Below are 22,675 nucleotides of genomic sequence, written 5' to 3' on the forward strand. Positions count from 1 at the left end.
GGACACCGCCTTGGCCCAGGCCCGGGCGAACACGCCGGGCCGGCAGCGGGTCGCGTCGTCACCCACCGAGCCGCCCGACCCCGCCCATGAAGACGGCCCGCTCGGCGTTCTCCGCCTGGTCGGGGGAGTCCGGCCGCCACTGCGGCACCCACACCACACCCGGATCGACCAGCTCGAAGCCGTCGAACAGGGCGGTCAGCTCGGCCCGGCTGCGAATCCAGAGCTGGCTGTCGGTACGCCGGTAGACCCGCTCCGCCTCGGCCCGCTCGCCGGTGCCGTCGCGGCCCTCCTCGCTGGCCTGGGAGAGCACCAGGTGGCTGCCGGGCGCCAGCGCCGCGCGCAGCGTCCGGAGGATCTCCTCGGGGCGGTCGGCGTCCGGGATGAAGTGCAGCACCGCCACGATCATCACGGCGACCGGCCGGGTGAAGTCCAGCAGCCGGGTGACCTCCGGGTGGGCCAGGATCGCCTCCGGGTTGCGCAGGTCCTCCTGGAGCGCGGCGGTGTGCTCGTTGCCGGCCAGGATCTCCTGGCTGTGCGCCACCGCCACCGGGTCCACGTCGACGTAGACCACCCGCGACTCCGGATCGATCCGCTGGGCGATCTCGTGGACGTTGCCGACGGTCGGGATGCCGGAGCCGATGTCCAGGAACTGGCGGACGCCGGCCTGGGCGAGGTACTGCACCGCCCGGCGCAGGAACGCGCGGTTGGCCTGCGCCATCAGCGGCGCCTCCGGCACCGCCTCCACCATCGCGCGGGCCGCCGCCCGGTCGGCGGCGAAGTTGTGCGAGCCGCCGAGGTAGTAGTCGTACATGCGGGCGACGCTGGGGCGCTCCATGTCGATCGTCTCGGGTGCCCAGTCCGGCCGCTGCATGTTCTGCCCCTCGGGTGTCGGCGACACGCGGTCGTCACCGCCGCGCGGATCACCCGGGTATTCTGCCCCTCCGCCGTCGCGGTGCAAAGACCGCCGTCGCTATGCGTCCGGCCGCTCACCGTAGGCGACCACACGGGGCCGCAACGCCGGAGAGGCCCGCGTCCGTGGCGGACGGGGCCTCTTCCGGCGGTACGCCTGTCAGAACTTCGGGGCGTCCGGGGCCTCCAGCAGCCCCAGCCGCAGCGCGGTCATCAGGGCCTGCGCCCGGTTGGCCGCGCCCAGCTTCTCGTAGAGCTTCGAGATGTGGGTCTTCGCGGTCGACTCGCTGACGAACAGCTGCTTGGCGATGCCGGCCACGCTCATGCCGTCGGCGAGCAGCCGCAGCACCTGGCCCTCACGGGGGGACAGCTGCGGGCCGGACGGCGCCAGCCGGCGCTTCATCGCCTCGGCCAGGTCGGCCGCGGTGAACGCGCTGGGAGAGGAGGCGGCGTGCCGGGCGGCGGCCACCACCTCGTCGGCCGGGGCGGTCTTCGGCACGAACGCGCTCGCGCCCGCCTCCAGGGCGCCGAAGAGCTGGTCGTCGCCGGCGTACATGGTCAGCACGACGATGCCCATCGACGCGCTGGACTTACGCAGGGCGCGGGTGGCCTCCAGGCCGCTGCCGTCGGGCAGACGGAGGTCCATGATCACCACGTCGGGCTGGAGCGCGCCGGCCTGGCGCACGCCCTCCGCCGCGGTGGCCGCCTCGCCCACGACCTCGAACTGGCGGTCGCGCTCGAACGCGTGACGCAGCCCCTTGCGGATGAGGTCGTGGTCGTCGACCAGGAGAACCTTGGTACGGGTGGCCGGTGTCGGACTGCTGGTCATCCTCGGGTTACTCCCCTTCTGCTGCTGCGGCGCTGCCGCGCACCTTATCGCGCCGGGGCGACGAACCGAGCACCACCGCCACAGTCGTCCCACTCGGCTGCCGCGGCCTGATCTCCAACCGGCCTCGGATACGTTCCGCCCTCTCCGCCATGATCGCAAGGCCATAGTGCCCGTCCGGGCGCTGGTCACCGATGCCGTGACCGTCATCCGACACTTCGATTCGGGTGTACGGGGGATCCACCTCGCACGTGACCCACAGGTTCGACGCGCCGGCGTGCTTGCGCGCGTTGGTCACCGCCTCCTGCGCGATGCGCAGCAACTCGGCCTCGGTGGCGGCCGGCAGCCGGGCGGTGGACTCGTCCAGCGACAGGTGCACCCGCAGGCCGCCGGACGCGCCGACGGTGCGGGCGTACTCGGCGATGGCGGCGGCCAGGCCACCGTGCCGGTCCACCTCGCTGCGCAGCTCGAACAGGCTCAGCCGCAGCTCGGTGATCACCCGGGTGACCTCCTGGCGCAGCGTCCGCAGCGAGTCGGCGGTCTCCTCGGCGTCCTCGTGCACGGTGGCGAGTGCGTTGTCGATGCCGTACCCGACCATGACCAGCTCCTGGGCGACCCCGTCGTGGATCTCCCGGGCCAGCCGCTGCCGCTCCTCGTTCGTCGCCAGCGAGCGCACCTCGTCGAAGAGCAGCGCCGCCTCCAGCCGCAGCGCCGCCGGGCCGGTCAGCGCCGTCACCCGGGACACCACCGGCGGCGGGTACGCGGCGGCGGTGTCCGCCTCGATCACCACCAGGCCGACCGTGCGTACGCCCGCCACCAGCGGGACGATCAGCGCGGAGACCTCACCGGAGTGCCGGGACCGGGCCTGCGAGCGGGCCGAGACGGTCGGCTGCTGGGTGGCCCAGGCGTCGGCGATGGCCGAGTCGGCGTCGAGCGTGGTCTCCCAGTCGACCCGGTCCGCGCCGATCTGCGCGAGCACCACGAGCCGGCCGCCGCCGCTGGCGGACAGCACCGCGCCGCGGTCGGTCTTGGCCACCACCCGCAGCTCCTCCAGCAGGTGCTCGGAGATGCCGCCGGGGTCCAGGGTGGCACCGGGCAGCTGGCGGGCGACCGTACGGAGCTGGGTGAGCAGGCGGGTCGCCTCGGCGTACGGCTGGGGTTTGCCCTCGCCGCGCACCCGCATGACGCGCTGGAGCGTGCCCGCGGTGTAGAGGCCGAGACCGGCCAGGATCAGCCACTGGGCGCAGACCGCGAGGTAGCCGACCTGGCCGAGCTGCGGCCCGCCGTCGACCTGCGTGAACGCGGCGCTGGCCAGCAGCGTCGCCGCCGCCACGGCGAGCAGCGCGGCGCCCTCGCGGAACCGGCGGCTCAGCGCGGTCACGGTGACCGGCACGGCGAGGTACGGCAGCACCGCCGAGGCGCCCACCCCGCCGGTCACGCCGGCCAGATGGGTGTCGGCGGCGACCTGGCTGGCGGCCAGTCCGAGCACCACCACCTCGGCGAAGCGGCTGATCGGTGCGAGCAGCCGGTGTTGGGGGGCGAGCACGGCGGGCAGGCCGGCGGCGCCCAGCAGCGCGATCCACCAGAGCTGGGTGGCGTCGCGGGTGGCGAACAGGGTCAGGGCGGCGACCAGCGCGAGGAGGACCGCGCGAGCCGCCGCCGCGAGGGGCTGCGTCGACGGCTGGCGGGATGTGGAGGCGGGCACGTGACGGATGGTAGTCAGCCCCGGTAGATCTCGGCGATCTCCGAGGCGTACGTCTTGTGCACGACCTGACGCTTGACCTTCAGCGACGGGGTCAGCTCGCCGGTGGTCTCGGTGAAGTCGTGCGGCAGGATCCGGAACACCTTGATCGCCTCGGCCTTGGAGACCACCTGGTTGGCCTGGTCGACCGCGGACTGCACCTCGGCGCGCAGCGCCGCGTCCTCGCGCAGCTCGGCGGTGCTCGTGGTCTCCGGGCGTCCCTGCCCGGCCAGCCACTTCGGCAGCGCCTCCTCGTCGATGGTGACCAGGGCGGCGATGAACGGCTGCCGGTCGCCGACCACCACGCACTGGCTGATCAGCGGGTGCGCCCGTACCTGGTCCTCCAGCACCGCCGGGGCGACGTTCTTGCCGCCGGCGGTCACGATGATCTCCTTCTTCCGGCCGGTGATGCTCAGGTAGCCGTCCTCGTCGAGCTGCCCGAGGTCGCCGGTGCGGAACCAGCCGTCGGTGGTGATCGCCTCGGCGGTGGCCGCGTCGTTGTGCCAGTACCCCTGGAAGACGATGTCGCCGGCGATCAGGACCTCGCCGTCGTCGTCGATCCGGATGGTGACGCCGGGCAGCGGACGGCCGACGGTGCCGATCCGGGTGCCGCCGGGCAGGTTGGCGGCGGCGGCCGGCGAGGTCTCGGTGAGGCCGTACCCCTCGCAGATGGTCACCCCGACGCCGCGGAAGAAGTGCCCGAGCCGCGCGCCCAGCGGCGCGCCGCCGGAGATGGCGTCGCGGCACCGGCCGCCCATCGCCGCCCGCAGCTTGCGGTAGACCAGCTTGTCGAAGAGGGCGTGCTGCGCGCGCAGCCCCAGGCCGGGACCACCGGGCAGCTCCTGCGCCTCGCTCCACGCGATGGCGACCTTCTCCGCGCGGTCGAAGATCTTGCCCTTCCCCTCGGCCTCGGCCTTCTGCCGCGCGCCGTTGTAGACCTTCTCGAAGACCCGGGGTACGGAGAGCACGAACGTGGGCTTGAAGTCCTGGAGCTCGGCGACCAGGTTCTTGGTGTCCGCGCAGTGCGCCATGGTGGCCCGGGCGTGTACCACGCCGACCTGGATGAGCCGGGCGAAGGCGTGCGCGAGCGGCAGGAACAGCAGGGTGGAGGCGCCCTGGCGGAACAGGTTCGGCAGCACCGGCACCGCGTTGGCGATGTCGGAGTAGATGTTGCGGTGGGTCAGCACGCAGCCCTTGGGCCGGCCGGTGGTGCCGCTGGTGTAGATGATCGTGGCGACGTCGTCGGCCTTGAGCAGCGAGCGGCGGGTCTCCACCTCGGCCCGGTCCACGGAGGCGCCCGCGGCGACCAGGTCGTCGACCGCGCCCAGCTCGATCTGCCAGACCTCGCGCAGCTCGGGCAGCCGGTCCCGGACGCCGGCGACCAGGGTGGCGTGCTCGGTGCTCTCCACCACCACCGCGACGGCGCCGGAGTCGCCGAGGATCCAGGCGGCCTGCTCGGCGCTGGAGGTCTCGTAGATCGGCACGGTCACCGCGCCGGCGGCCCAGATCGCGTAGTCGAACAGCGTCCACTCGTAGCGGGTGCGGCTCATCAGGCCGACCCGGTCGCCGGGGGAGACGCCCGACGCGATCAGGCCCCGCGCCACCGCCACCACCTCGTCGCGGAACTGGCGGCAGGTGACCTCCTCGCGCGGGTCCGTCCCCGCGCCGGGGCGGACGAACTGCACGGTGTCCGGGGCGACCTCGGCGTTTTCCCAGACCGGGTCGGTCAGGGTGGCCGCGTCGCCGACGGTGACGATCGGCGGGACGGAGAACTCGCGCACCTGCACTCCCTCGTGCTCTACCGGCGGGGGCCGGCCTGGTCGGCTCTGTCGAAACCTACCCGCACACCCCGGGGGGTCGGCCAGGGAGGTTGCCCGCCCGGCTGTCGGGACGCCGTCCGGCGGGTGGAGCGGGACCGGCCGGGAGGCGGCCGGGTAGCCTCCCCCCATGGCGGACTCCTCCACCCAGTCGATCATCATCGGCGCGTCACCGGACCGGGTGGCGGCCGTCATCTGCGACTTCCCGAGTTATCCCGAGTGGGCCGAGGCGGTCCGCCGGGCCGAGGTGATCGAGGAGTACGAGGACGGCTACGCCAGCCAGGTCCGGTTCACCCTCGACGCGGGTGTGATGGCCGACGAGTACGTGCTGGCCTACGAGTACGCCGAGGACATCTCCCGGATCGAGTGGCACCTGGTGGCCCCGTCGAAGATGCAGCGCTCCCAGCGCGGGTCGTACGACCTGGCGGGCAATCCGGACGGGACGACCACGGTGACCTACACGCTCGAGGTGGAGCTGTCCGTGGCGATGCTCGGCATGTTCCGCCGCAAGGCCGAGAAAATGATCATGGACGCGGCGTTGAAGCAGCTCAAGCGCCGGGTAGAAGCACCCGGTGCGGCGCAGGAGACCCGACCGTCGTCCCGGTAGTCACGCTGGAGGAGCCGAACCATGGGCACCACTGATCCGGGTTCGGCCCGGGAAGAGGCCGAGCGCCTCGTCGCCACCCTGCTCGCCGGCGCGAAGATGGCCGCCGCCGCACCCGGCTCCGGTGCCTGGGGTCCGCTCGGTGGGATCCTCTCCGGTGTCCTCGGTCACACCCCGCCCGGCGCCGGCCCTGCTCCGGAGCACTCCGGCGGTGCCGGTTTCGCCACCGGCTCGCCGGAATGCTGTGTCTGCCCCGTCTGTCGCGGTATCGCCGCGTTGCGGGATCCGAGTCCGGAATTCGCCGAGCGGCTCGCCACCGGCGCCGGGGATCTGGCGGCCGGGGTGGCCAGCCTGCTGCGCGCGTTCACCCCGGCCGAGCCGGAGCACCCCGCCGACGACGGCGCCGCCGCGCCGGGCGGGTCCGGGGACCACGTGTGGCGCGAGGCGACCCGTACCGGGCATGATTCTCAGCCGGCACCCGAGCAGGACGTGTGGTCCGCCGCCACCCGGGGGGAGGGCGCGGGCGATTCGGGTGCCGCCGCCGACGCCGCCGGGCCGCCGGAGCCGGCGACGAGCCGGCCACCGGCCGGCCGTCCCGTGGTGCCCGCCTCGCGGGCGTCCGGAGAGGTGGGCGCGGACGCACCAGGCGACGGGGCCTGACCACCGGACATCCCGGGACCGTACGGCCGGTTCGGCCGGTCCCCGGGCAGCACAGCAGAGGGGAGTGGCAGCGGTGACGCTGACCATCGGAGTCGACGTCGGTGGCACGAAGGTGGCCGGCGGTGTCGTGGACGACGCCGGCACGGTACTCGTGCAGACGCGACGGGACACCCCCGCCGACGACGTGGCCAAGACCCGCGACGTCATCATCGAGGTGGTCACCGAACTGGCCGCCGGCCACGCCGTGGAGGCGGTCGGGATCGGCGCCGCCGGCTGGATCGACGCCTCCCGCTCCACCGTGCTGTTCGCCCCGAACCTGGCCTGGCGGGACGAGCCGCTGCGCACGTACGTCGGCGACGCCACCGGCCTGCCGGTAATCGTGGAGAACGACGGGAACGTGGCCGCGTGGGCGGAGTTCCGCTACGGCGCGGCCCGCCACGCCGACGACTCGATGGTCATGTTCACCATCGGCACGGGTGTCGGCGGCGGCATCGTGCTCGGCGGTGACCTGGTCCGCGGCGCCAACGGCATCGCCGCCGAGCTGGGCCACATGCTCACCGTGCCGGACGGCCACCAGTGCGGCTGCGGCCGGCTGGGCTGCATCGAGCAGTACGCCAGCGGCAGCGCCCTGGTCCGCTTCGCCCGCGCCGCCGCCCGGCAGGAGCCGCACCGGGCGACCGCGTTGCTGGAGCTGGCCGGGGGCGAGGCCGAGACGATCACCGGCCCGATGGTGACCGCCGCGGCCAAGGGCGGCGACCCGGTCTCCACCGAGGCGTTCGCCCAGGTCGGCCGCTGGCTCGGCACCAGCCTCGCCGACATGGCGCAGATCCTCGACCCGCAGGTGCTGGTGGTGGGCGGCGGCGTGATCGACGCCGGTGACCTGCTGCTCGGCCCGACCCGGCGGTCGTTCGCCGACGCGCTGGCCCAGCGCAGCCGCCTGCCCGTCGCCGAGGTGCGCCCGGCCGAGCTGGGCAACACCGCGGGCGTGATCGGCGCCGCCGACCTGGCCCGGCGGATCTGACATGACGGATGCGGGTGTGCCGCTGCGGGTCCTGTCGTACAACATCCACAGCCGGCGCGACGACACCGCCGCGCTGGCCGAGGTGGTCCGGACGGCGGCACCGGACGTGGTGATCGTCCAGGAGGGACCGCGCCGGTTCCGGTGGCGGCAGAAGTGCGCCGCGCTGGCCGGGTCGTTCGGCATGGTCGTGGCGGCCGGCGGCCTGCCGTCGCTGGGCAACGTGCTGCTGACCAGCCTGCGGGTGCGCGTCGTCGACACCAGGTGCCAGCGGTACCCGCTGACGCCGGGACGGCACATGCGCGGTGCCGCGTACGCGCGGTGCCGCGTCGGCGGCGCCGACGTGCTGCTGGCCGGCTCGCACCTGTCCACCGACCCGGCCGAGCGTCCCGCCCAGGCGGCGGCGTTCAAGCGGGAGCTGGCCGCGTCCACGCTGCCCGTGGTGGCCGGCGCGGACATCAACGAGGGCCCGGACGGGCCGGCCTGGCAGACCCTCGCCGAGGGGCTCACCGACACGGCGCTCGCGGCCGACCGGGCCGACCGGCACACGTACTCCTGCGCCGACCCGCGCCGCCGCATCGACGCGCTGTTCGTCGACCCCCGGATCACAGTTGTCGACTACGACGTGGTGGACACGCCGGCGGCCCGCCGGGCCAGCGACCACTTCCCGGTCCTGGCCGACCTGCTGCTGCCCACCGCCTGACCGGCGCGGACCGCCGGGGAGGACCGTGCCCGGCGGTCCACCCGCGCCACGCCCGCCTGGGCCGTGACGCACGGTCAGGTGCCCGGCCGCCGGGAGGACCACCGCCTCGCCGCCTTTGCTCTGCCGCCATATGCGTATCAGCTACCCGCCGTGATCGGCGGGCAACGTCCCGGCCGGACGTCCGCGAGACATTCGGGCAGCTCGCGGCGGTGCTGCGTCCGTGGCGGCAGAGCAAAGGGCGAACGAGGGTACGCCTCCGGCGCGGCCGGTCCACTCACGCTCGGTCACCGGCTGGGTGGTGACGCTGTGTCCGGGGGAGCCGGGCGGGTGGGCGGTGCCGGATCCGGTGGCTGGACAACGGCGGGCATTCTCGGCAGGATTTCGCTCCGACCCGGCACGCGTGCCGCACAAAGGAGAATTCCCGGTGTCCTCCTCCACCGACCTCGGCCGCCCCGATCCGGACCGGACGGACGTACCGAGCCGTGACGACCGCCCGGTCTCCGACCGGGGCGACACGGTCTGCGTCATCGGCGCCGGCGCCAGCGGCCTGACCGCCGTGAAGAACCTGCGCGAGGCCGGCTTCGGCGTGGACTGCTACGAGCGGGAGACGGGCGTCGGCGGCGCCTGGAACTGGCGGCACGACCGCAGCCCGGTGTACGCCAGCACGCACCTGATCTCGTCCCGGCCGTTCACCCAGTTCCCCGACTTCCCGATGCCGGACGACTGGCCGGACTACCCGCACCACAGCCAGCTGCTGTCCTACTTCGAGCGGTACGCCGACCACTTCGACCTGCGCCAGCACGTCTGGTTCGGCACCGAGGTGGTCCGGGTCGAGCCGGTCGAGGGGGACCGCTGGGACGTGACCACGCGCAGCACCGGCGGCTACGGCCCCGAGCGCACCTCCCGGTACGCCGCCGTGGTGCTCGCCAACGGCCACAACTGGTCGCCCAAGCTGCCCCGCTACGAGGGGCTGGAGGAGTTCCGCGGCGAGGTCATGCACGCCTCGTCCTACAAGGATCCGGCGCAGTTGCGCGGCAAGCGGGTGCTCGTGGTCGGGGCCGGCAACACGGGCTGCGACATCGCGGTGGAGGCGGCGCAGCAGGCGTCGCACTGCTGGCACTCCACCCGCCGCGGCTACTGGTACGCCCCGAAGTACGTCCTCGGCCGCCCCGCCGACCAGGTGAACGACACGCTGCTGGCGCTGCGGGTGCCGCTGCGGGTACGGCAGTGGCTCTACCACTGGACGCTGCGGCTGACCGTCGGCGACCTGACCCGGTTCGGCATGCCGAAGCCGGACCACCGGGTCTACGAGACGCACCCGATCGCCAACAGCCAGCTCGTCTACTACGTCGGCCACGGCGAGATCACCCCGGTGCCGGACGTGGCCCGGTTCGACGACCGCGCGGTGGAGCTGACCGACGGCCGCCGGATCGACCCGGAACTGGTCGTCTTCGCCACCGGCTACCTGCCGCGCTTCGAGTTCCTCAAGGGCCGGGTGCTCGGCGACGAGGACGGATCCGGGCGGCCCCGGCTGTGGCTCAACGCGTTCACCGCCGGTCATCCCACGCTCGCCGTGGTCGGCCTGGTGCAGCCGGACTCCGGCATCTTCCCGATCTCGCACTGGCAGAGCGTGCTGTTCGCCCGGCTGCTCACGCTGCGTGCCACCCGGCCGGAGCGGGCCGCCGCCTTCGACCGCAAGGTGCGGGCCGGCCTCGGCGAGCGGTACTCGGCGAAGGTCAAGGACAGTACCCGGCACTGGTTCGAGGTCGGGCACGCCGACTACCTGCGCGCGCTCCAGCGGGCGCTGCACGAGCTGGAGGGCGGCAAATGACGGTTGAGCGGGTGCGGGTGGTCCGGTCCTGGGAGTGGGCCCGGCCCGAGCGGCCCGCCCGCCGCGAGGTGCTCGCCGCCGTACCGGAACGGGAGGAGGCGAAGCCGCCGCTGCTGTTCGTGCCCGGGTTCGGGCACGGCGCGTGGGCGTTCGCCGAGCACTGGCTGGGGCACGCCGCCGGTCGCGGCTTCCCGGCGTACGCGCTGAGCCTGCGCGGCCACGGCGGCAGCGAGCCGGCGCCGGAGGCGACGCTGCGGTCGTACACCCATGACGTGACGCAGGTGGCGGCGAGCCTGCCGCGGCAGGCGGTGCTGGTGGGGCACGGCGCGGGCGCCCGGGTCGTGGCGCACGCGCTGGCCCGCTACCCGGCGCGGGCCGCGGTGCTGGTGGCGCCGGTGCTCGGCGGCTGGGGGACGTTCGGGACGGCGTTGCGGCGCAACCCGGTCGGCACGGTGCCGGCGGTCTTCGGCGCCGGGCTGCGGCTCAACCGGCGGCAGCTGTTCAGCCGGGAGTTGCCGGACGCCGACGCGCGGCGGCACCTGGCCCGGCTGGGCCGGGCCGGGCGGCGGGCGCAGTGGCAGTTGCTGACCGGCCGGTCGCCGGAGCCGGCGGTGGGCCGCCCACCGGTGCTGGTGCTCGGCAGCCCGGACGACCGGGTGGTGCCGGCCACGGCGCTGACCAGGGCGGCCCGGCGGTACGCCTCGGCGCCGCTGCTGTTCCCCGGCATGGGGCACGACCTGATGCTCGACGCCCGCTGGCGCGAGCCGATCGACGCGATCCTGGACTGGCTGGACAAGGACCCGGCGCCCGCCCCCGGGTGAGCGTCGGGGCGCCGGTCACCGGGTTGCGGGACGTCGGCCGACGAGCGTTCCGCTCTCCTCCAGCGCGCTGAGGTAGGACGCCGCCCAGGCGTGGATGTCGTTGTGGGCCAGGTGTTCACGCATCGCGCGCATCCGGGCCGCGACGTCCTCCGGGCCGGCGCGCAGCGCGGCCAGCAACCCCTGCTTGAGGCCGTCGAGGTCGTGCGGGTTGACCAGGTACGCCTGCTCCAGCTCGGAGGCCGCGCCGGCGAACTCGCTCAGCAGCAGCGCGCCGGTGCCGTCGACCCGGGCCGCCACGTACTCCTTCGCGACCAGGTTCATGCCGTCGCGCAGCGGCGTCACCGCCATCACGTCCGCGACCCGGTAGAGCGCGACCAGTTCGGCGCGGTCGAACGGCTGGGTGAGGTAGTGGATCGCCGGCTCGCCGACCCGGCCGAACTCGCCGTTGATCCGGCCGACCTGGTGCTCCACCCGGTCGCGCAGGATCTGGTACTGCGCCACCCGGTCACGGCTGGGCACCGCCACCTGGACCAGCACCGTGTCGCGGACCTTGATGTCGCCGTTGGCGAGCAGCTCCCGGTACGCCTTGAGGCGCTGCTCGATGCCCTTGGTGTAGTCCATCCGGTCGACGCTGAGGATGACCCGCTCGGGCCGGCCGAGGTCCTGCCGCAGCCGGTGCGCCCGGTCGGCGACCTCGGGACGGGCGGCGAGCGCGGACATCTCGGCGGTGTCGATGGCGACCGGGAAGGCGCCGATGCGCACCACCCGGCCGTCCACGCCGATCCGCCGGTCGGTGGCGGGCAGGCCGAGCACCTTGGTGGCGAGCTGGGCGAAGTTGTGCGCGGCCTGGGCCCGCTGGAAGCCGACCAGGTCGGCGCCGAGCATGCCGCGCAGCAGCTCGGCCCGGCGGGGCAGCTGCATGAACAGTTCCGGCGGCGGGAACGGCACGTGCAGGAAGAACCCGATGCGCAGGTCCGGGCGCAGCTCGCGGAGCAGGCCCGGCACCAGCTGGAGGTGGTAGTCCTGCACCCAGACCAGGCCGCCCGGCTCGGCCACCCGGGCCGCGGCCTCGGCGAACCGCTGGTTGACCCGCTGGTACGCCTCCCACCAGCGGCGGTGGTACTCCGGCTGCTCGACGGCGTCGTGGTAGAGCGGCCAGAGGGTGGCGTTGGCGAAGCCCTCGTAGTGGTCGCGGAAGTCCTCGGCGCTCAGCGGCACGGTGTGCATCCGGACGCCGTCCACGTCCGGCAGTTCGGGCGCGGGACCGGTGCCGCCGGCCCAGCCCACCCAGGTCGCGGGTGTGTGCCGCAGCAGCGGGTGCAGGGCGCTCACCAGGCCGCCGGGGCTGCGGCGCCACTCGAAGGCGCCGTCCGGCGCCACGCTGTCGTCGATGGGGAGGCGGTTGGCCACCACCACGAGGGGGCTCTGTCGCATCTCGGGCATTCCGCTCAGCAGGGGACCGGCGACCCGGAAGGAGACGCAAGCCGGACAGCCGGTGCGGGACGTGACGTTCAGCCTATTCCTACTGACTGTAAGTTACACGCTTGTTACGCCCCCGCCCAGGGCGGGCGGCGTCCCGCCATCCGGGCGGCGCCCGGTGACGCGGCGTCAGACGACGGCGCCGTCGTCCGGGTCGTGGTCGTCCCGGTCGCCCGGACGCAGCCGCCAGATCAGCATCACGAAGCCGGCCAGGATGCCGGTGAAGCCGAGCAGCGTGACCACCGACGGGTCGACCAGCGACACCACGGTGGGGGACAGGAACAGCAGGAAGCCGAGCACGATGCAGGCCACGCCGAGCACCGCGTACTTGGAGAAGCGGGGCAGCGGGGGCGGCGGGGGCGGGGTGTAGTGCTCCTCGTCCGACGCCTCGTCGGGCAGGTTCGCGCCGAACGTGTCCAGGCCGTCGAGCAGCGAGGGCTCGTCGTGCCGGTCCCGGCTCAGCGAGACGCCGGAGACGTCGGCGGCGTACGGCAGCCGGCGCACGTCGGTGGCGGTCGGGCCGGCGGGCTCCTCGGCCCGGCTGCCGGCGGCGGTGCCCGGCGCGGGCGGGTCGTCCACGTCCTCGGCGGCGGGCCAGGGGTGGCTGCCGGCGCTCGGCGCGGTGTGGAAGCCGGCGACGATCTTCGCCCACTCGGCCTCGATGTCCGGCTCGTCGGCACGCGGCGGGTCGCCCGCGCTCTCGTCGGCGAGCTGGGTCAGGTAGTCGCGGGCGGTGGTCAGATGCGACCTGTCGACGTAGAGCCGGTCGACCGGGCGGGCCGGGACGGTGGTGGTGCGGGTCACCGGGTTCAGGTCGGCCGAGGGCTGGAGGTAGGCCGCGATGCCACCGGCGGCGAGCACGTCGAGCAGGTGCTCGCCGACGCGTGGATCGACGTCGCCCGCGACCGCGTACTCGGCCGCGTCGAGCCCGTTGTCCCGTCGTCCCCGACGGGGCCCGCCCCCTGACACCGGACACCCCCTTTCGCCGATCCCTGCCCGTGCCCTGAATCGTGACACGTCGGCACCCGGTTCCGGGAGTGCGTTGTGGCGTGCCGCTCGTCGTTCGTACCCTCTTCCCGGACTCCCGAGGGCGCCGCCGGCGCCTTCGGGGCCACGTGGCGACCCGTCCGCCGCCACCGACACGGGAAGGACGCCGGTGCTGTACTGGCTGCTGAAGTACGTCGTTCTCGGCCCACTGCTGAGGTTGATCTTCCGCCCGCAGGTCGAGGGGCTGGAGCACGTTCCGGAGACCGGCCAGGTGATCCTGGCCAGCAACCACCTCTCCTTCTCGGATTCGATCTTCACGCCGCTGATCGTCAAGCGAAAAGTCACCTTCATCGCGAAAGCCGAATACTTCACCGGTAAGGGCCTCAAGGGCCGGCTCACCAAGATGTTCTTCGTCGGCTCCGGCACCATCCCGGTCGACCGCTCCGGCGGGCGGGCCGCCCGGGCCGCCCTCGACACCCAGCTCTCGGTGCTGCGCGCCGGTGGCATCGCCGGGATCTACCCGGAGGGCACCCGGTCGCCGGACGGCCGGCTCTACCGGGGCAAGACCGGGGTGGCGCGGCTGGCGCTGGAGAGCGGCGCCCCGGTCGTGCCGATGGCCATGCTCAACTCCGACGCGATCCAGCCAACCGGCCAGATCATCCCGAACCTGGGCCGGGTCCGGATCCGCTTCGGGCCGCCGCTGGACTTCTCCCGCTACGCCGGGATGGCCGGCGACCGGTTCGTCGAGCGGGCGGTCACCGACGAGATCATGTACGAGCTGATGGAGCTGTCCGGCCGCGAGTACGTCGACACGTACGCGCAGAAGGCCAAGAGCGCCGCGGCCCGGCAGCCGGTCCCGGCCTGACCCTCAGCCCGCCCCGGCGATCCGGAGCAGCCCGCCGGCGCCGTGCCGGCCGGCGAACGCCCGTACCCGGGCCAGCGTCGCCGCGCCGGCCGGCGGGTCCGCCTCGGTCAGCGGCCCGACCGCCAGCGCGGACGCGATCATCTGGTCGGTGACGTCGGTCATCTCCGCGTACCCCTCGGCCGCGGCGGTGAGCAGCCGGCCCGCCCGCGCGGCGTCCCCGCCGCCCCGGGCCAGCGCCGCCTCGGCCGACCGCCCGGCCTCCCGCGCCCAGCGGGTCACCCGTGGCGCGTGGGCCAGCAGGTCGCGCACCAGTACCGCGGCGTCGCCGCCGAGCAGCGCCGCGACGTGACCGACCGCCGGCACCCACTCGGCGAACGGGATCATCGTGGTCTGCCGCCAGTCCTCGTCCAGCTCGGTCAGCAGCGCCACCGCCTCGTCCCGGCGGCCCTGCACCGCGCGGCAGAGCGCGGCGTGCGCCAGCGTGGAGCGCAGCACGCGCTGGAACCCGCTGCGCCGGGCCGCGACGAGCGCCTGGTCCACCAGATCCTCACCGGTGTCCGGCAAGGCCGGGTGGTCGCCGAGCGCCCGGATCCAGCCCGACACCGCCACGATGTGCAGGTCCCACTCGTCGGTCGGGCGCCGGGTCGACCCCTCGGCCATCCGCAGCGCCGCCGTCCAGTCCCCGCTGTAGTACGACCGGGCCCACTGGTCGCTGAAGCTCACCGTCAGGGCGTGCTCGCCGGCCAGGTCCAGCGAGCGCTGCTCGTCGATCAGCCGGGCCGAGCCGGCCAGGTCGCCCTCCTCCTGGAGCACCCAGGCCAGGTTGTGCACCGCACGGCGGCGGCTGGTCAGCCGCTCCACCCGGCACTCCTCGGTCACGTCGGCCAGCTCGGCGTACGCCTCCTCGGCGCCGGCCTGGTAACGGACCACCGCGAGCGTGATGCGCGCGTTCGCCCGGGCCTCCCGCAGCTCCAGCCGCTCGGCCAGCTCGGCGGCGGTGCGCGCGGCCACGCACGCCGGCTCGGTCTCCGCGTCGAGCATGTGCGCCCGGGCCAGCTCCAGCAGCACGCCCACCTTGTCCTCGCTGTCCGGCAGCGTGGCGTGCAGCCCGATCGCCCGGTCCAGGCAGCGCATCAACTCCGAGCGGTCGGCCCGCGCGAAGGCCGCCGTGGCCAGCAACCGCCACGCCTTCGCCGCACCGGGCCGGTCACCGGCGTCGGCCAGCCGGCCGGCCAGCGTGGTGAGCAGCGCCGTCCCGCCGCCGTCGAGGAAGCCGTCCCGGTCCCGGTAGAACGCCAGCTCGGCCTGGAACAGCTCGAGCGCCGGGTCCGGACCGCACTCCACGCTCAACGCGCGCTCCACCAGCGTGGCCGCCGTCTCCAGCGCGTGCAGGTCGTACGCCCGCCGTGCGGCCCGGTGCAGCGCGGACCGGGTCGCGGCGGCGTGCGGGGCCTGGTCCAGCCCGACCGTACGGGCGATCTCGTGCGCCGCCCACCTGTGGTTGGCCAGCACCTCGGCCAGGTCGTGCTGCCGGCCGTCGGCGAGCTGCTCCAGCCAGTCGGCGGTGCGCTGGTGCCGGGCGACCCGCTCGGCCCGGGGCAGCCGCTGGTAGCAGACGTCCCGCACCAGCACGTGCCGGAACCGGTACTCCGCCTGACCGGGCATGGTCGAGACGGGCAGCTCGTAGACGAGGTCACGGCGCTGCAGGTGGTGCAGCGCCCGTCCGACCCACTCCACCGGGCGGCCGAGCGCCAGCGCCACCGGCGCCGCCCAGAACTGCACGCCGACCACCGAGGCCGACTGGAGCACCGCGCGGTCGGCCGGGTCGAGCAGGTCCAGCCGGTTGGCGATGACCGCCTGCACGGTACGCGGCATCCCGGCGCCCCCGGCCGGGTCGACGAGCGCGAGCGCGGCGGTCCGCTCGGCCAGCCCGCCGTCGAGCAGCATCCGCGCGTACTCCTGGGCGTAGAGCGGGTTGCCGTCGGCGAACTCGATCAGCGGCGCCCGCGCGTCCTGCGGCAGCGTGGCCTGGCCGAGCAGCAGCGAGTAGAGCGTGTCGATGTCCCCGTCGTGCATCGGCGGCACCGAGATGGACATCGCCCCGCTGATCGTGCCGGTCCAGGCCGGGTGCCGCTCCCGCAGCTCCGGCCGGGCGGTCGCGACGACGAGTAGCGGCACGTTGCGGGCCGCCGCGCCGAGCTGCTCGACGAAGGACAGCATCGCCTCGTCGGCCCAGTGCATGTCCTCGAAGACGAGCACCGTGGGACCGGTCGCGGCCAGGGCGAGCAGGAAGCGCCGCCACGCCGCCTCGGTCTCGGCCGAGGTGAGCCGTTCGCCGGAGACGCCGACGAGCGGGCCCAGCGCCTCGGCCAGCCGTACCGCGTGCGGGTCGGTGAGGCGGCCCAGTCGCTCGCGCAGCCGGTCCCGGACGGTGGCCGGGTCGTCGGCGCCGGTCAGCCCGGCCCAGCTCCGGACGATGTCGGCCAGCGCCGCGTAGGTGACGTTCTCGCCGAACGGCGGGCACTGGCCGGTCAGCCAGGTGACCCGGGTGCCGGGCAGGCTGGCGGCGTGCCGGGCCAGCTCGCGCAGCAGCCGGCTCTTGCCCACCCCGGCCGGGCCGAAGACGGTGAGCAGCTGCGAGGTGCGCTCGGTCAGCGTGCGGTGCAGCGCGCTGACCAGCAGGCCCCGCTCGTGGTCCCGGTCGACCATCGGGGTCAGCTCGGCGGTCTGCCCGTCGCGCCGGGGCCGCGCCCGTACGGCCAGCCAGATCCGGCTCACCGACGACCGGCCGCGCAGCGTCACCGGTGGCTGGTCGTCGTACTCCATCTCGCGCCGGGTGGCCGCCCAGGTGCTCTCGTCGACCACGACGCCGCCGACCGGGGCGAGTCCCTGCAACCGGCTGGCGGTGTTCACCACGTCGCCGGTGACGAACGCCTGGCCGCCGTCGCGCGCCGCGGCCAGGTCGACCAGGGCCTCGCCGGTGGCGATGCCGACCCGGAACCCGAGCGGCGGATGCGGTCCGGCCGGCTGCCGGGCCAGGCTGCGTTGCAGCTCCAGCCCGGCGCGTACGCAGCGCAGCGCGTCGTTGTCGGTGGCCACCGGCGCGCCGAACAACGCCATCACGGCGTCGCCGATGTACTTCTCCACCACGCCGCCGTACTGGTGCACCAGCCGGCGCACCGTGGCGAAGTAGGCCTGTTGCAGGCTGCGGGCCTGCTCCGGGTCGGCCCGCTCGGCGTATGTCGTGAAGTCGACGATGTCGATGAAGAGCACGCTCACCTGGCGGCGGTCCTCCTGCACCGTGACCGCGTGGTCGCGCAGCGGCTGACCGCAGTTGGTGCAGAAGTTGGCGCCGGTGTCGTTGGCGTGGCCGCAGCCTGGGCAGGCCGCCGCCAGCGGACGGCCGCACCCGCCGCAGAAACGGTCGTCCGGCCCGGCGGTCCGGGCGCAGTGTCCACAGGTGAGGTCGATGTCCGGCTCCGTACGCGTGAGGTCCCCAGTGTCCCGCGCGGCCGTGCAGTCGGGTACCCGACGGGTCGGCGGGACGTCACGGCTGTTCGGCCGGGTCTAGTCTCCCCTAGCAGGAAGTCCCGTCGACAGGGAGATTGCCGTGCACGTCCGGCTGTCCGCCTCATGGACCGATCCACGGGGGACGGTGTGGGCCGTCGGTGACACGGTCGACGTGGACGCTGTCACCCTCGCCGAACTGGAGGAAAAAGGCATGGTGGAGCAGCCCGCGGGTAGCGGATCGACCGAGACCACGACCACCACGACGACCCCGCCGAAGAAGACCGACCCGTCGAAGATCGGCCCGGGGCCGAGCGCGCCCCCGGCCGACACCGAGAACGACTGACCGGGCGTACGACGAACGGGCGTACGACGAACGCGGCGGGGGCCGGCGGGACGACCGCCGGCCCCCGCCGTCGTCGTGTCAGCGGTCGTTCATGCCGGCCCGGCGGCGCAGCGCGGCCACGTCGGTGACCACGATGCGGCGTCCCTCGGTACGCAGCCAGCCCCGGCTGGCGAACGAGCCGATGGCCTGGTTGACGCTCTGCCGGGAACCGCCGGCCATCTCGGCGAGCTGGCTCTGGTTCAGCTCGATCGTGATCATCGGGGCCTGGCTCTCGCCGGCCAGCCGGACCAGCGTCTTGGCCACCCGGCCGGGCAGGTCGAGGAAGACGTGGTCGGCGTTCTGCTCGGTGAGCCGGCGGATCAGCTGCCCCAGCGAGCGCATCACCGCGTCCAGGATGCGCGGGTTGGAGTGCACCAGCTCCATGAACGCGGGCCGGGACAGCGCCAGCGCGGCGCAGTCCTCGATCGCCTCGGCCGACGCCGAGCGGGTGGAGGCGTCCAACAGGGACACCTCGCCGAGCACGTCCGGGGGTCGGATCACCGACAGCACCGCACGCTCGCCGGTCGGTGCGGTGCGGAACACCGCCACCGCGCCGCGGCGCAGCACGATCAGCGACTCGCCGGGGTCGTTCTCGACGAAGAGCAGCTGGCCCTTGCGGTAGGTGCGCGGTACGGCCGCGGCGATGACGCGCTGCCGCACCTCCGGCTCAAGCCCGGCGAACATCTCCACACCCGTGAGTGCGTCACCCGGCTCCGGCAGGCGAGACTCCACGGCTCAACCCCTCCCCGGTCAGAAGTCACGACTCGCACACCGGGTGAAGCTGTCAGTCCCGGTACGAGGCAGCTCAACCGGTTCGGCGCCCGACGGCGGTACACATCAGATCATGACGCTCTCGTCGCGTGCTGTACACCCCCGGAAACACTTCCGTGACCATGCCCGGCCGCCGCCGGCACGCCCGCCGACCTCGGCGGACGCCCCGGCGACCGGTCCGTGCCGGTGATGGGCGAGGATGGGGGCGATGGTTTACCGCTATTTCTACGACTGCGAATTCATCGAGGACGGCCGCATCGTCGACCTGGTGTCGATCGGCGTCGTCGACGAGTACGGCCGCGAGTTCTACGCGGTCTCCACGGAGTTCGACGACTCCCGGGCGGTGCCCTGGGTGCGGCGCAACGTGCTGGACAAGCTCCCGTCCCCGGCCGACCGGGCCTGGCGCTCCCGTGAGCGCATCCGCGACGACCTGCACGAGTTCCTGCTGGAGCCGGTGCGGGACCGGCCGGGGGAGCAGTTGGAGCTGTGGGCCTGGTACGCCGCCTACGACCACGTCGTGCTGGCCCAGCTCTGGGGCGCGATGCCGGCGCTGCCCCGGGAGATCCCCCGCTTCACCAAGGAACTGCGCCAGCTCTGGGACGACCGGGGCCGCCCACGGCTGCCGGACGCCGAGGCCGACCGGCACGACGCGCTCGTCGACGCCCGGCACAACCTGGCGCGGTGGCGGGCGATGACGGCGCGGGAGGTTTGACCGGTTCCGCCCAGGGCACGGGAGCGGCATCTACGCCGATCCGAGACAGGAGTGCCCCATGAGCAACGAGCCGACCAACGCCACGGACGCCCGCCGCCGGGTCACCGAGCTGATCCGGGACGCCCGGATCTGTCTGCTCACCACCACCGGCGTGGACGGGCGCCTGGTCAGCCGCCCGATGGGGCTGCAGGAGGCGGAGTTCGACGGCGACCTGTGGTTCTTCGCGTACGCCGACTCGGCGAAGGTGCGGCAGATCCGGGTGAACCCGCAGGTGAACGTCGGTTTCTCCGACCAGCGGCACCACGCCTGGGTGTCGGTCGCCGGCACCGCCACCGAGGAGTGGGACGCCGGCCGGGCGAAGGAGCTGTGGAACCCGCTGCTCAAGGCGTGGTTCCCGGACGGGCTGGACACGCCCGGGATCACGTTGATCAAGGTGCACGCCGGGTCGGCGGAGTACTGGGACTCTCCCGGCAGCACCGTGGTCAACCTGCTCGGCTTCGCCAAGGCGGCGGTGACCGGCAAGCCGCCGAAGGCGGGTGAGAACCATGAGGTCAGCTACTGACGGGTAGCCCGTCCGCCGTCCGGAACGGCCCGGGGTGCGGTGTCGGCGTACGCCTACGCCGACTACAGTGCGCAGTGACGGCCCGCCCCGGGCCGGCAACGACGCCGATGGTCTGATCTGACACATATCCTGGGGCTTATCCGGGCTTCACCTGATGCTCCAGGAGGATGAGCAGATCATGCGTATCGGCGTGCTCACCGGCGGCGGCGACTGCCCAGGTCTCAACGCGGTGATTCGGGCGGTGGTCCGCAAGGGCGTCGCCACCTACGGTCACGAGTTCGTGGGCTTCCGGGACGGCTGGAAGGGCCCGCTCGAGGGCCTGACCAAGCCGCTCGGCATCGCCGAGGTGCGCGGCATCCTGCCCCGCGGCGGCACCATCCTCGGCTCGTCCCGCACCAACCCGTTCAAGATCGAGAACGGCGTGGAGCGGATCAAGGACAACCTCGCCGCCCAGGGCGTGGACGCCCTGATCGCGATCGGCGGCGAGGACACGCTCGGCGTCGCCACCAAGCTGCACGAGCTGGGCGTGAACGTCATCGGTGTGCCGAAGACGATCGACAACGACCTGGGTGCGACCGACTACACGTTCGGCTTCGACACCGCCGTCAACATCGCCATGGAGGCGATCGACCGGCTGCACACCACCGCGGAGAGCCACCACCGCACGCTCGTGGTCGAGGTCATGGGCCGGCACGCCGGCTGGATCGCCCTGCACGCCGGCCTCGCCGGCGGCGCCAACGTGATCCTGCTGCCGGAGCGGCAGTTCGACGTCGAGCAGGTCGCCGGCTACGTCGAGAAGCGCTTCCAGCACCAGTACGCCCCGATCGTCGTGGTCGCCGAGGGCGCCCAGCCGCTGGACGGCCAGATGGTCCTGCACAACCAGGAGCTGGACGCGTTCGGTCACGTCCGTCTCGGCGGCATCGGCCAGTGGCTGGCCGAGCAGCTGGAGGCGAAGACCGGCAAGGAGGCTCGCACCGTGGTGCTCGGCCACATCCAGCGCGGCGGCACCCCGACCGCGTTCGACCGGGTGCTGGCCACCCGGCTCGGCCTCCACGCGATCGACGCCGCGCACGAGGGCGACTGGGGCAAGATGGTCGCGATGCAGAGCACGGACATCGTCCGCGTCCCGCTCGCCGAGGCCACCCGCGAGCTGAAGACCGTGCCGCTGGAGCGGTACGCCGAGGCCGAGGTCTTCTTCGGCAGCTGAGGTGTGTAAGGAGGGGCCCCCGCTTAACGCCTCGTGCATAGCAGGGGCCCCCGCTTAACAGTCGGTCGCTGGGGTCGGACGAGGAGGCGTGGGTGGGCGGGCACACGGTCGCGGTGATCGGCGCGGGCAAGATCGGTGAGCTGATGCTCTCCGGGCTGCTGCGTTCCGGCTGGCCGGTGGAGCGGCTGCTCGCCACCGCGCGCCGACCGGCGCGCGCCCAGGAGCTGACCGACCGCTACGGCGTACGGGTGGTGGACAACCTCACCGCGGTGACCGAGGCCGAGGTGCTGGCCGTGTCGGTCAAGCCGCAGGACGCCGCCGCGCTGCTGGACGAGATCGGCCCGAAGGTGCCGGCCGGCAAGCTGGTCATCTCGCTCTGCGCCGGCCTGCCGACCGCCTTCTTCAACCGGCGGCTGCCCGAGGGCACCCCGGTGGTCCGGGTCATGACGAACACCCCGGCGCTGGTCGACGAGGCGATGAGCGCGATCTCGGCGGGCGCGTACGCCACCGGCGAGCACCTGGCCCTGGCCGAGGAGATGTTCTCCCCGCTCGGCTCGACCGTCCGGGTGCCCGAGTCGCAGCAGGACGCGGTCACCGCGCTCTCCGGCTCCGGCCCGGCCTACTTCTATCTGCTGGTCGAGGCGATGATCGACGCCGGCATCCTGCTCGGCCTGCCGCGTCAGGTGGCGCACGAGCTGATCGTGCAGACCGCGATCGGCTCGGCGGTGATGCTGCGCGACTCCGGCGAACACCCGGTGAAGCTGCGCGAGGCGGTCACCTCGCCCGCGGGCACCACCATCTCCGCGATCCGCGAGCTGGAGAACCACGGCGTACGCGCGGCCATGCTGGCGGCGCTGGAGGCGGCCCGGGACCGGGCCCGGGAACTCGCCGCCCAGGCCGACTGAGCCGGAGAACCTGCTCAGACACCCGATACGACCCCGTCGTGGGGTCGTGCCGTCGCATCACAAAGGGCGGATACTCCTCGGCTGGTGGGTAGGTATGCCTGGGCAAGTCGGAGGTTGTCGATGAGGTGCACGCGGACCGGAGTCTCGTCGCGATCACCGATCATCGAACAGCCCACCGGCCGCGTTCGCGTCAACGAGTTGGCCGGTACCGACGAAGTGCTGTGCACCAAGATGCCCGCCTCGTGTGCGGCCGGACCACCGTGGCCGGCTGAGGCATCGGTGACCACCCATGGCGTCAGATCGCGCTCGAACGCGTCGAGAACGACCGCATCAAGCGGGCCCCGCGCGCCTGGCGGGCCGAGGTG

Annotated in this window: 20 protein-coding genes; 12 read left to right on the forward strand and 8 right to left on the reverse strand. The window is 73.6% G+C overall.

From position 1 onward, the window contains the following. Positions 1-58 precede the first annotated feature (58 nt). From ABIH81_RS16630 to ABIH81_RS16645, 4 genes are all read right to left on the reverse strand, one after another. Complete coding sequence (locus tag ABIH81_RS16630) at positions 59-871, reverse strand: SAM-dependent methyltransferase (protein ID WP_349881127.1); 813 nt, start codon at positions 869-871, stop codon at positions 59-61. Between the two features lie 198 nt (positions 872-1,069). Next, positions 1,070-1,738 (reverse strand): response regulator transcription factor, encoded by a 669-nt coding sequence (locus ABIH81_RS16635; protein WP_013287678.1) that lies wholly within the window; start codon positions 1,736-1,738, stop codon positions 1,070-1,072. Between the two features lie 7 nt (positions 1,739-1,745). Then, positions 1,746-3,440 (reverse strand): GAF domain-containing sensor histidine kinase, encoded by a 1,695-nt coding sequence (locus ABIH81_RS16640; protein ID WP_349875857.1) that lies wholly within the window; start codon positions 3,438-3,440, stop codon positions 1,746-1,748. Positions 3,441-3,454: 14 nt separating this feature from the next. After that, positions 3,455-5,257: a long-chain fatty acid--CoA ligase gene (locus ABIH81_RS16645; RefSeq protein ID WP_349875858.1), complete on the reverse strand. Its 1,803-nt coding sequence runs from the start codon at positions 5,255-5,257 to the stop codon at positions 3,455-3,457. A 166-nt stretch (positions 5,258-5,423) separates the two neighbouring features. On the opposite strand from ABIH81_RS16645, the gene ABIH81_RS16650 reads away from it, so the two are divergent. From ABIH81_RS16650 to ABIH81_RS16675, 6 genes are all read left to right on the forward strand, one after another. Beyond that, positions 5,424-5,900, forward strand: a complete 477-nt coding sequence (locus ABIH81_RS16650) for an SRPBCC family protein (RefSeq protein ID WP_091420982.1) — start codon at positions 5,424-5,426, stop codon at positions 5,898-5,900. A 21-nt stretch (positions 5,901-5,921) separates the two neighbouring features. Next, positions 5,922-6,557 (forward strand): hypothetical protein, encoded by a 636-nt coding sequence (locus tag ABIH81_RS16655; RefSeq protein ID WP_349875859.1) that lies wholly within the window; start codon positions 5,922-5,924, stop codon positions 6,555-6,557. 64 nt (positions 6,558-6,621) lie between these two features. Next, positions 6,622-7,578, forward strand: a complete 957-nt coding sequence (locus ABIH81_RS16660; RefSeq protein WP_349875860.1) for an ROK family glucokinase — start codon at positions 6,622-6,624, stop codon at positions 7,576-7,578. A 1-nt stretch (position 7,579) separates the two neighbouring features. Next, a complete protein-coding gene (locus ABIH81_RS16665) occupies positions 7,580-8,278 on the forward strand; it encodes an endonuclease/exonuclease/phosphatase family protein (RefSeq protein ID WP_349875861.1) in 699 nt (232 codons plus the stop codon). 424 nt (positions 8,279-8,702) lie between these two features. Continuing rightward, complete coding sequence (locus ABIH81_RS16670) at positions 8,703-10,109, forward strand: NAD(P)-binding domain-containing protein (RefSeq protein WP_349875862.1); 1,407 nt, start codon at positions 8,703-8,705, stop codon at positions 10,107-10,109. Beyond that, entirely contained in the window at positions 10,106-10,930 is an 825-nt protein-coding gene (locus ABIH81_RS16675; protein ID WP_349875863.1) for an alpha/beta fold hydrolase, read from the forward strand. Before ABIH81_RS16670 ends, ABIH81_RS16675 begins: the two co-directional genes overlap by 4 nt. Positions 10,931-10,945: 15 nt before the next feature. On the opposite strand, the gene ABIH81_RS16680 is transcribed toward ABIH81_RS16675, so the two are convergent. Both ABIH81_RS16680 and ABIH81_RS16685 read right to left on the reverse strand, forming a co-directional pair. Then, positions 10,946-12,364, reverse strand: coding sequence for a trehalose-6-phosphate synthase (locus ABIH81_RS16680; RefSeq protein WP_349875864.1), 1,419 nt, complete (start codon positions 12,362-12,364; stop codon positions 10,946-10,948). A gap of 174 nt (positions 12,365-12,538) precedes the next feature. Then, positions 12,539-13,378 carry a DUF308 domain-containing protein gene (locus ABIH81_RS16685; RefSeq protein WP_349875865.1) on the reverse strand — a complete coding sequence of 280 codons (840 nt, stop codon included), beginning with the start codon at positions 13,376-13,378 and terminating at the stop codon, positions 12,539-12,541. Between the two features lie 187 nt (positions 13,379-13,565). On the opposite strand from ABIH81_RS16685, the gene ABIH81_RS16690 reads away from it, so the two are divergent. Beyond that, the gene (locus ABIH81_RS16690) at positions 13,566-14,261 is read left to right on the forward strand and encodes a lysophospholipid acyltransferase family protein (protein WP_349875866.1); all 696 of its coding nucleotides are present in this window, start codon (positions 13,566-13,568) and stop codon (positions 14,259-14,261) included. A gap of 3 nt (positions 14,262-14,264) precedes the next feature. Here the strand turns inward: ABIH81_RS16690 and ABIH81_RS16695 are convergent, their stop codons facing one another. Then, positions 14,265-17,732 carry an adenylate/guanylate cyclase domain-containing protein gene (locus ABIH81_RS16695; protein ID WP_349881128.1) on the reverse strand — a complete coding sequence of 1,156 codons (3,468 nt, stop codon included), beginning with the start codon at positions 17,730-17,732 and terminating at the stop codon, positions 14,265-14,267. A 139-nt stretch (positions 17,733-17,871) separates the two neighbouring features. Between ABIH81_RS16695 and ABIH81_RS16700 the strand changes: the two genes are divergently transcribed. Continuing rightward, complete coding sequence (locus ABIH81_RS16700; RefSeq protein WP_334461789.1) at positions 17,872-18,114, forward strand: hypothetical protein; 243 nt, start codon at positions 17,872-17,874, stop codon at positions 18,112-18,114. A 78-nt stretch (positions 18,115-18,192) separates the two neighbouring features. On the opposite strand, the gene ABIH81_RS16705 is transcribed toward ABIH81_RS16700, so the two are convergent. Further along, positions 18,193-18,885: a Crp/Fnr family transcriptional regulator gene (locus tag ABIH81_RS16705; protein WP_013287664.1), complete on the reverse strand. Its 693-nt coding sequence runs from the start codon at positions 18,883-18,885 to the stop codon at positions 18,193-18,195. 247 nt (positions 18,886-19,132) lie between these two features. On the opposite strand from ABIH81_RS16705, the gene ABIH81_RS16710 reads away from it, so the two are divergent. The 4 genes from ABIH81_RS16710 (at position 19,133) to proC (ending at position 22,310) form a co-directional block, all read left to right on the forward strand. Next, entirely contained in the window at positions 19,133-19,636 is a 504-nt protein-coding gene (locus ABIH81_RS16710; protein ID WP_091420952.1) for a polyadenylate-specific 3'-exoribonuclease AS, read from the forward strand. Positions 19,637-19,694: 58 nt separating this feature from the next. Next, positions 19,695-20,198 (forward strand): pyridoxamine 5'-phosphate oxidase family protein, encoded by a 504-nt coding sequence (locus ABIH81_RS16715; protein WP_349875867.1) that lies wholly within the window; start codon positions 19,695-19,697, stop codon positions 20,196-20,198. A gap of 178 nt (positions 20,199-20,376) precedes the next feature. Next, positions 20,377-21,405 (forward strand): 6-phosphofructokinase, encoded by a 1,029-nt coding sequence (locus tag ABIH81_RS16720; protein WP_282314221.1) that lies wholly within the window; start codon positions 20,377-20,379, stop codon positions 21,403-21,405. Between the two features lie 143 nt (positions 21,406-21,548). Continuing rightward, positions 21,549-22,310 carry a pyrroline-5-carboxylate reductase gene (proC, locus tag ABIH81_RS16725; RefSeq protein ID WP_349881129.1) on the forward strand — a complete coding sequence of 254 codons (762 nt, stop codon included), beginning with the start codon at positions 21,549-21,551 and terminating at the stop codon, positions 22,308-22,310. The last annotated feature ends 365 nt before the right edge of the window (positions 22,311-22,675 follow it).

The organism is Micromonospora sp. HUAS YX12 (genome assembly GCF_040215685.1).
In the GTDB taxonomy this organism is placed as follows: domain Bacteria; phylum Actinomycetota; class Actinomycetes; order Mycobacteriales; family Micromonosporaceae; genus Micromonospora; species Micromonospora tulbaghiae.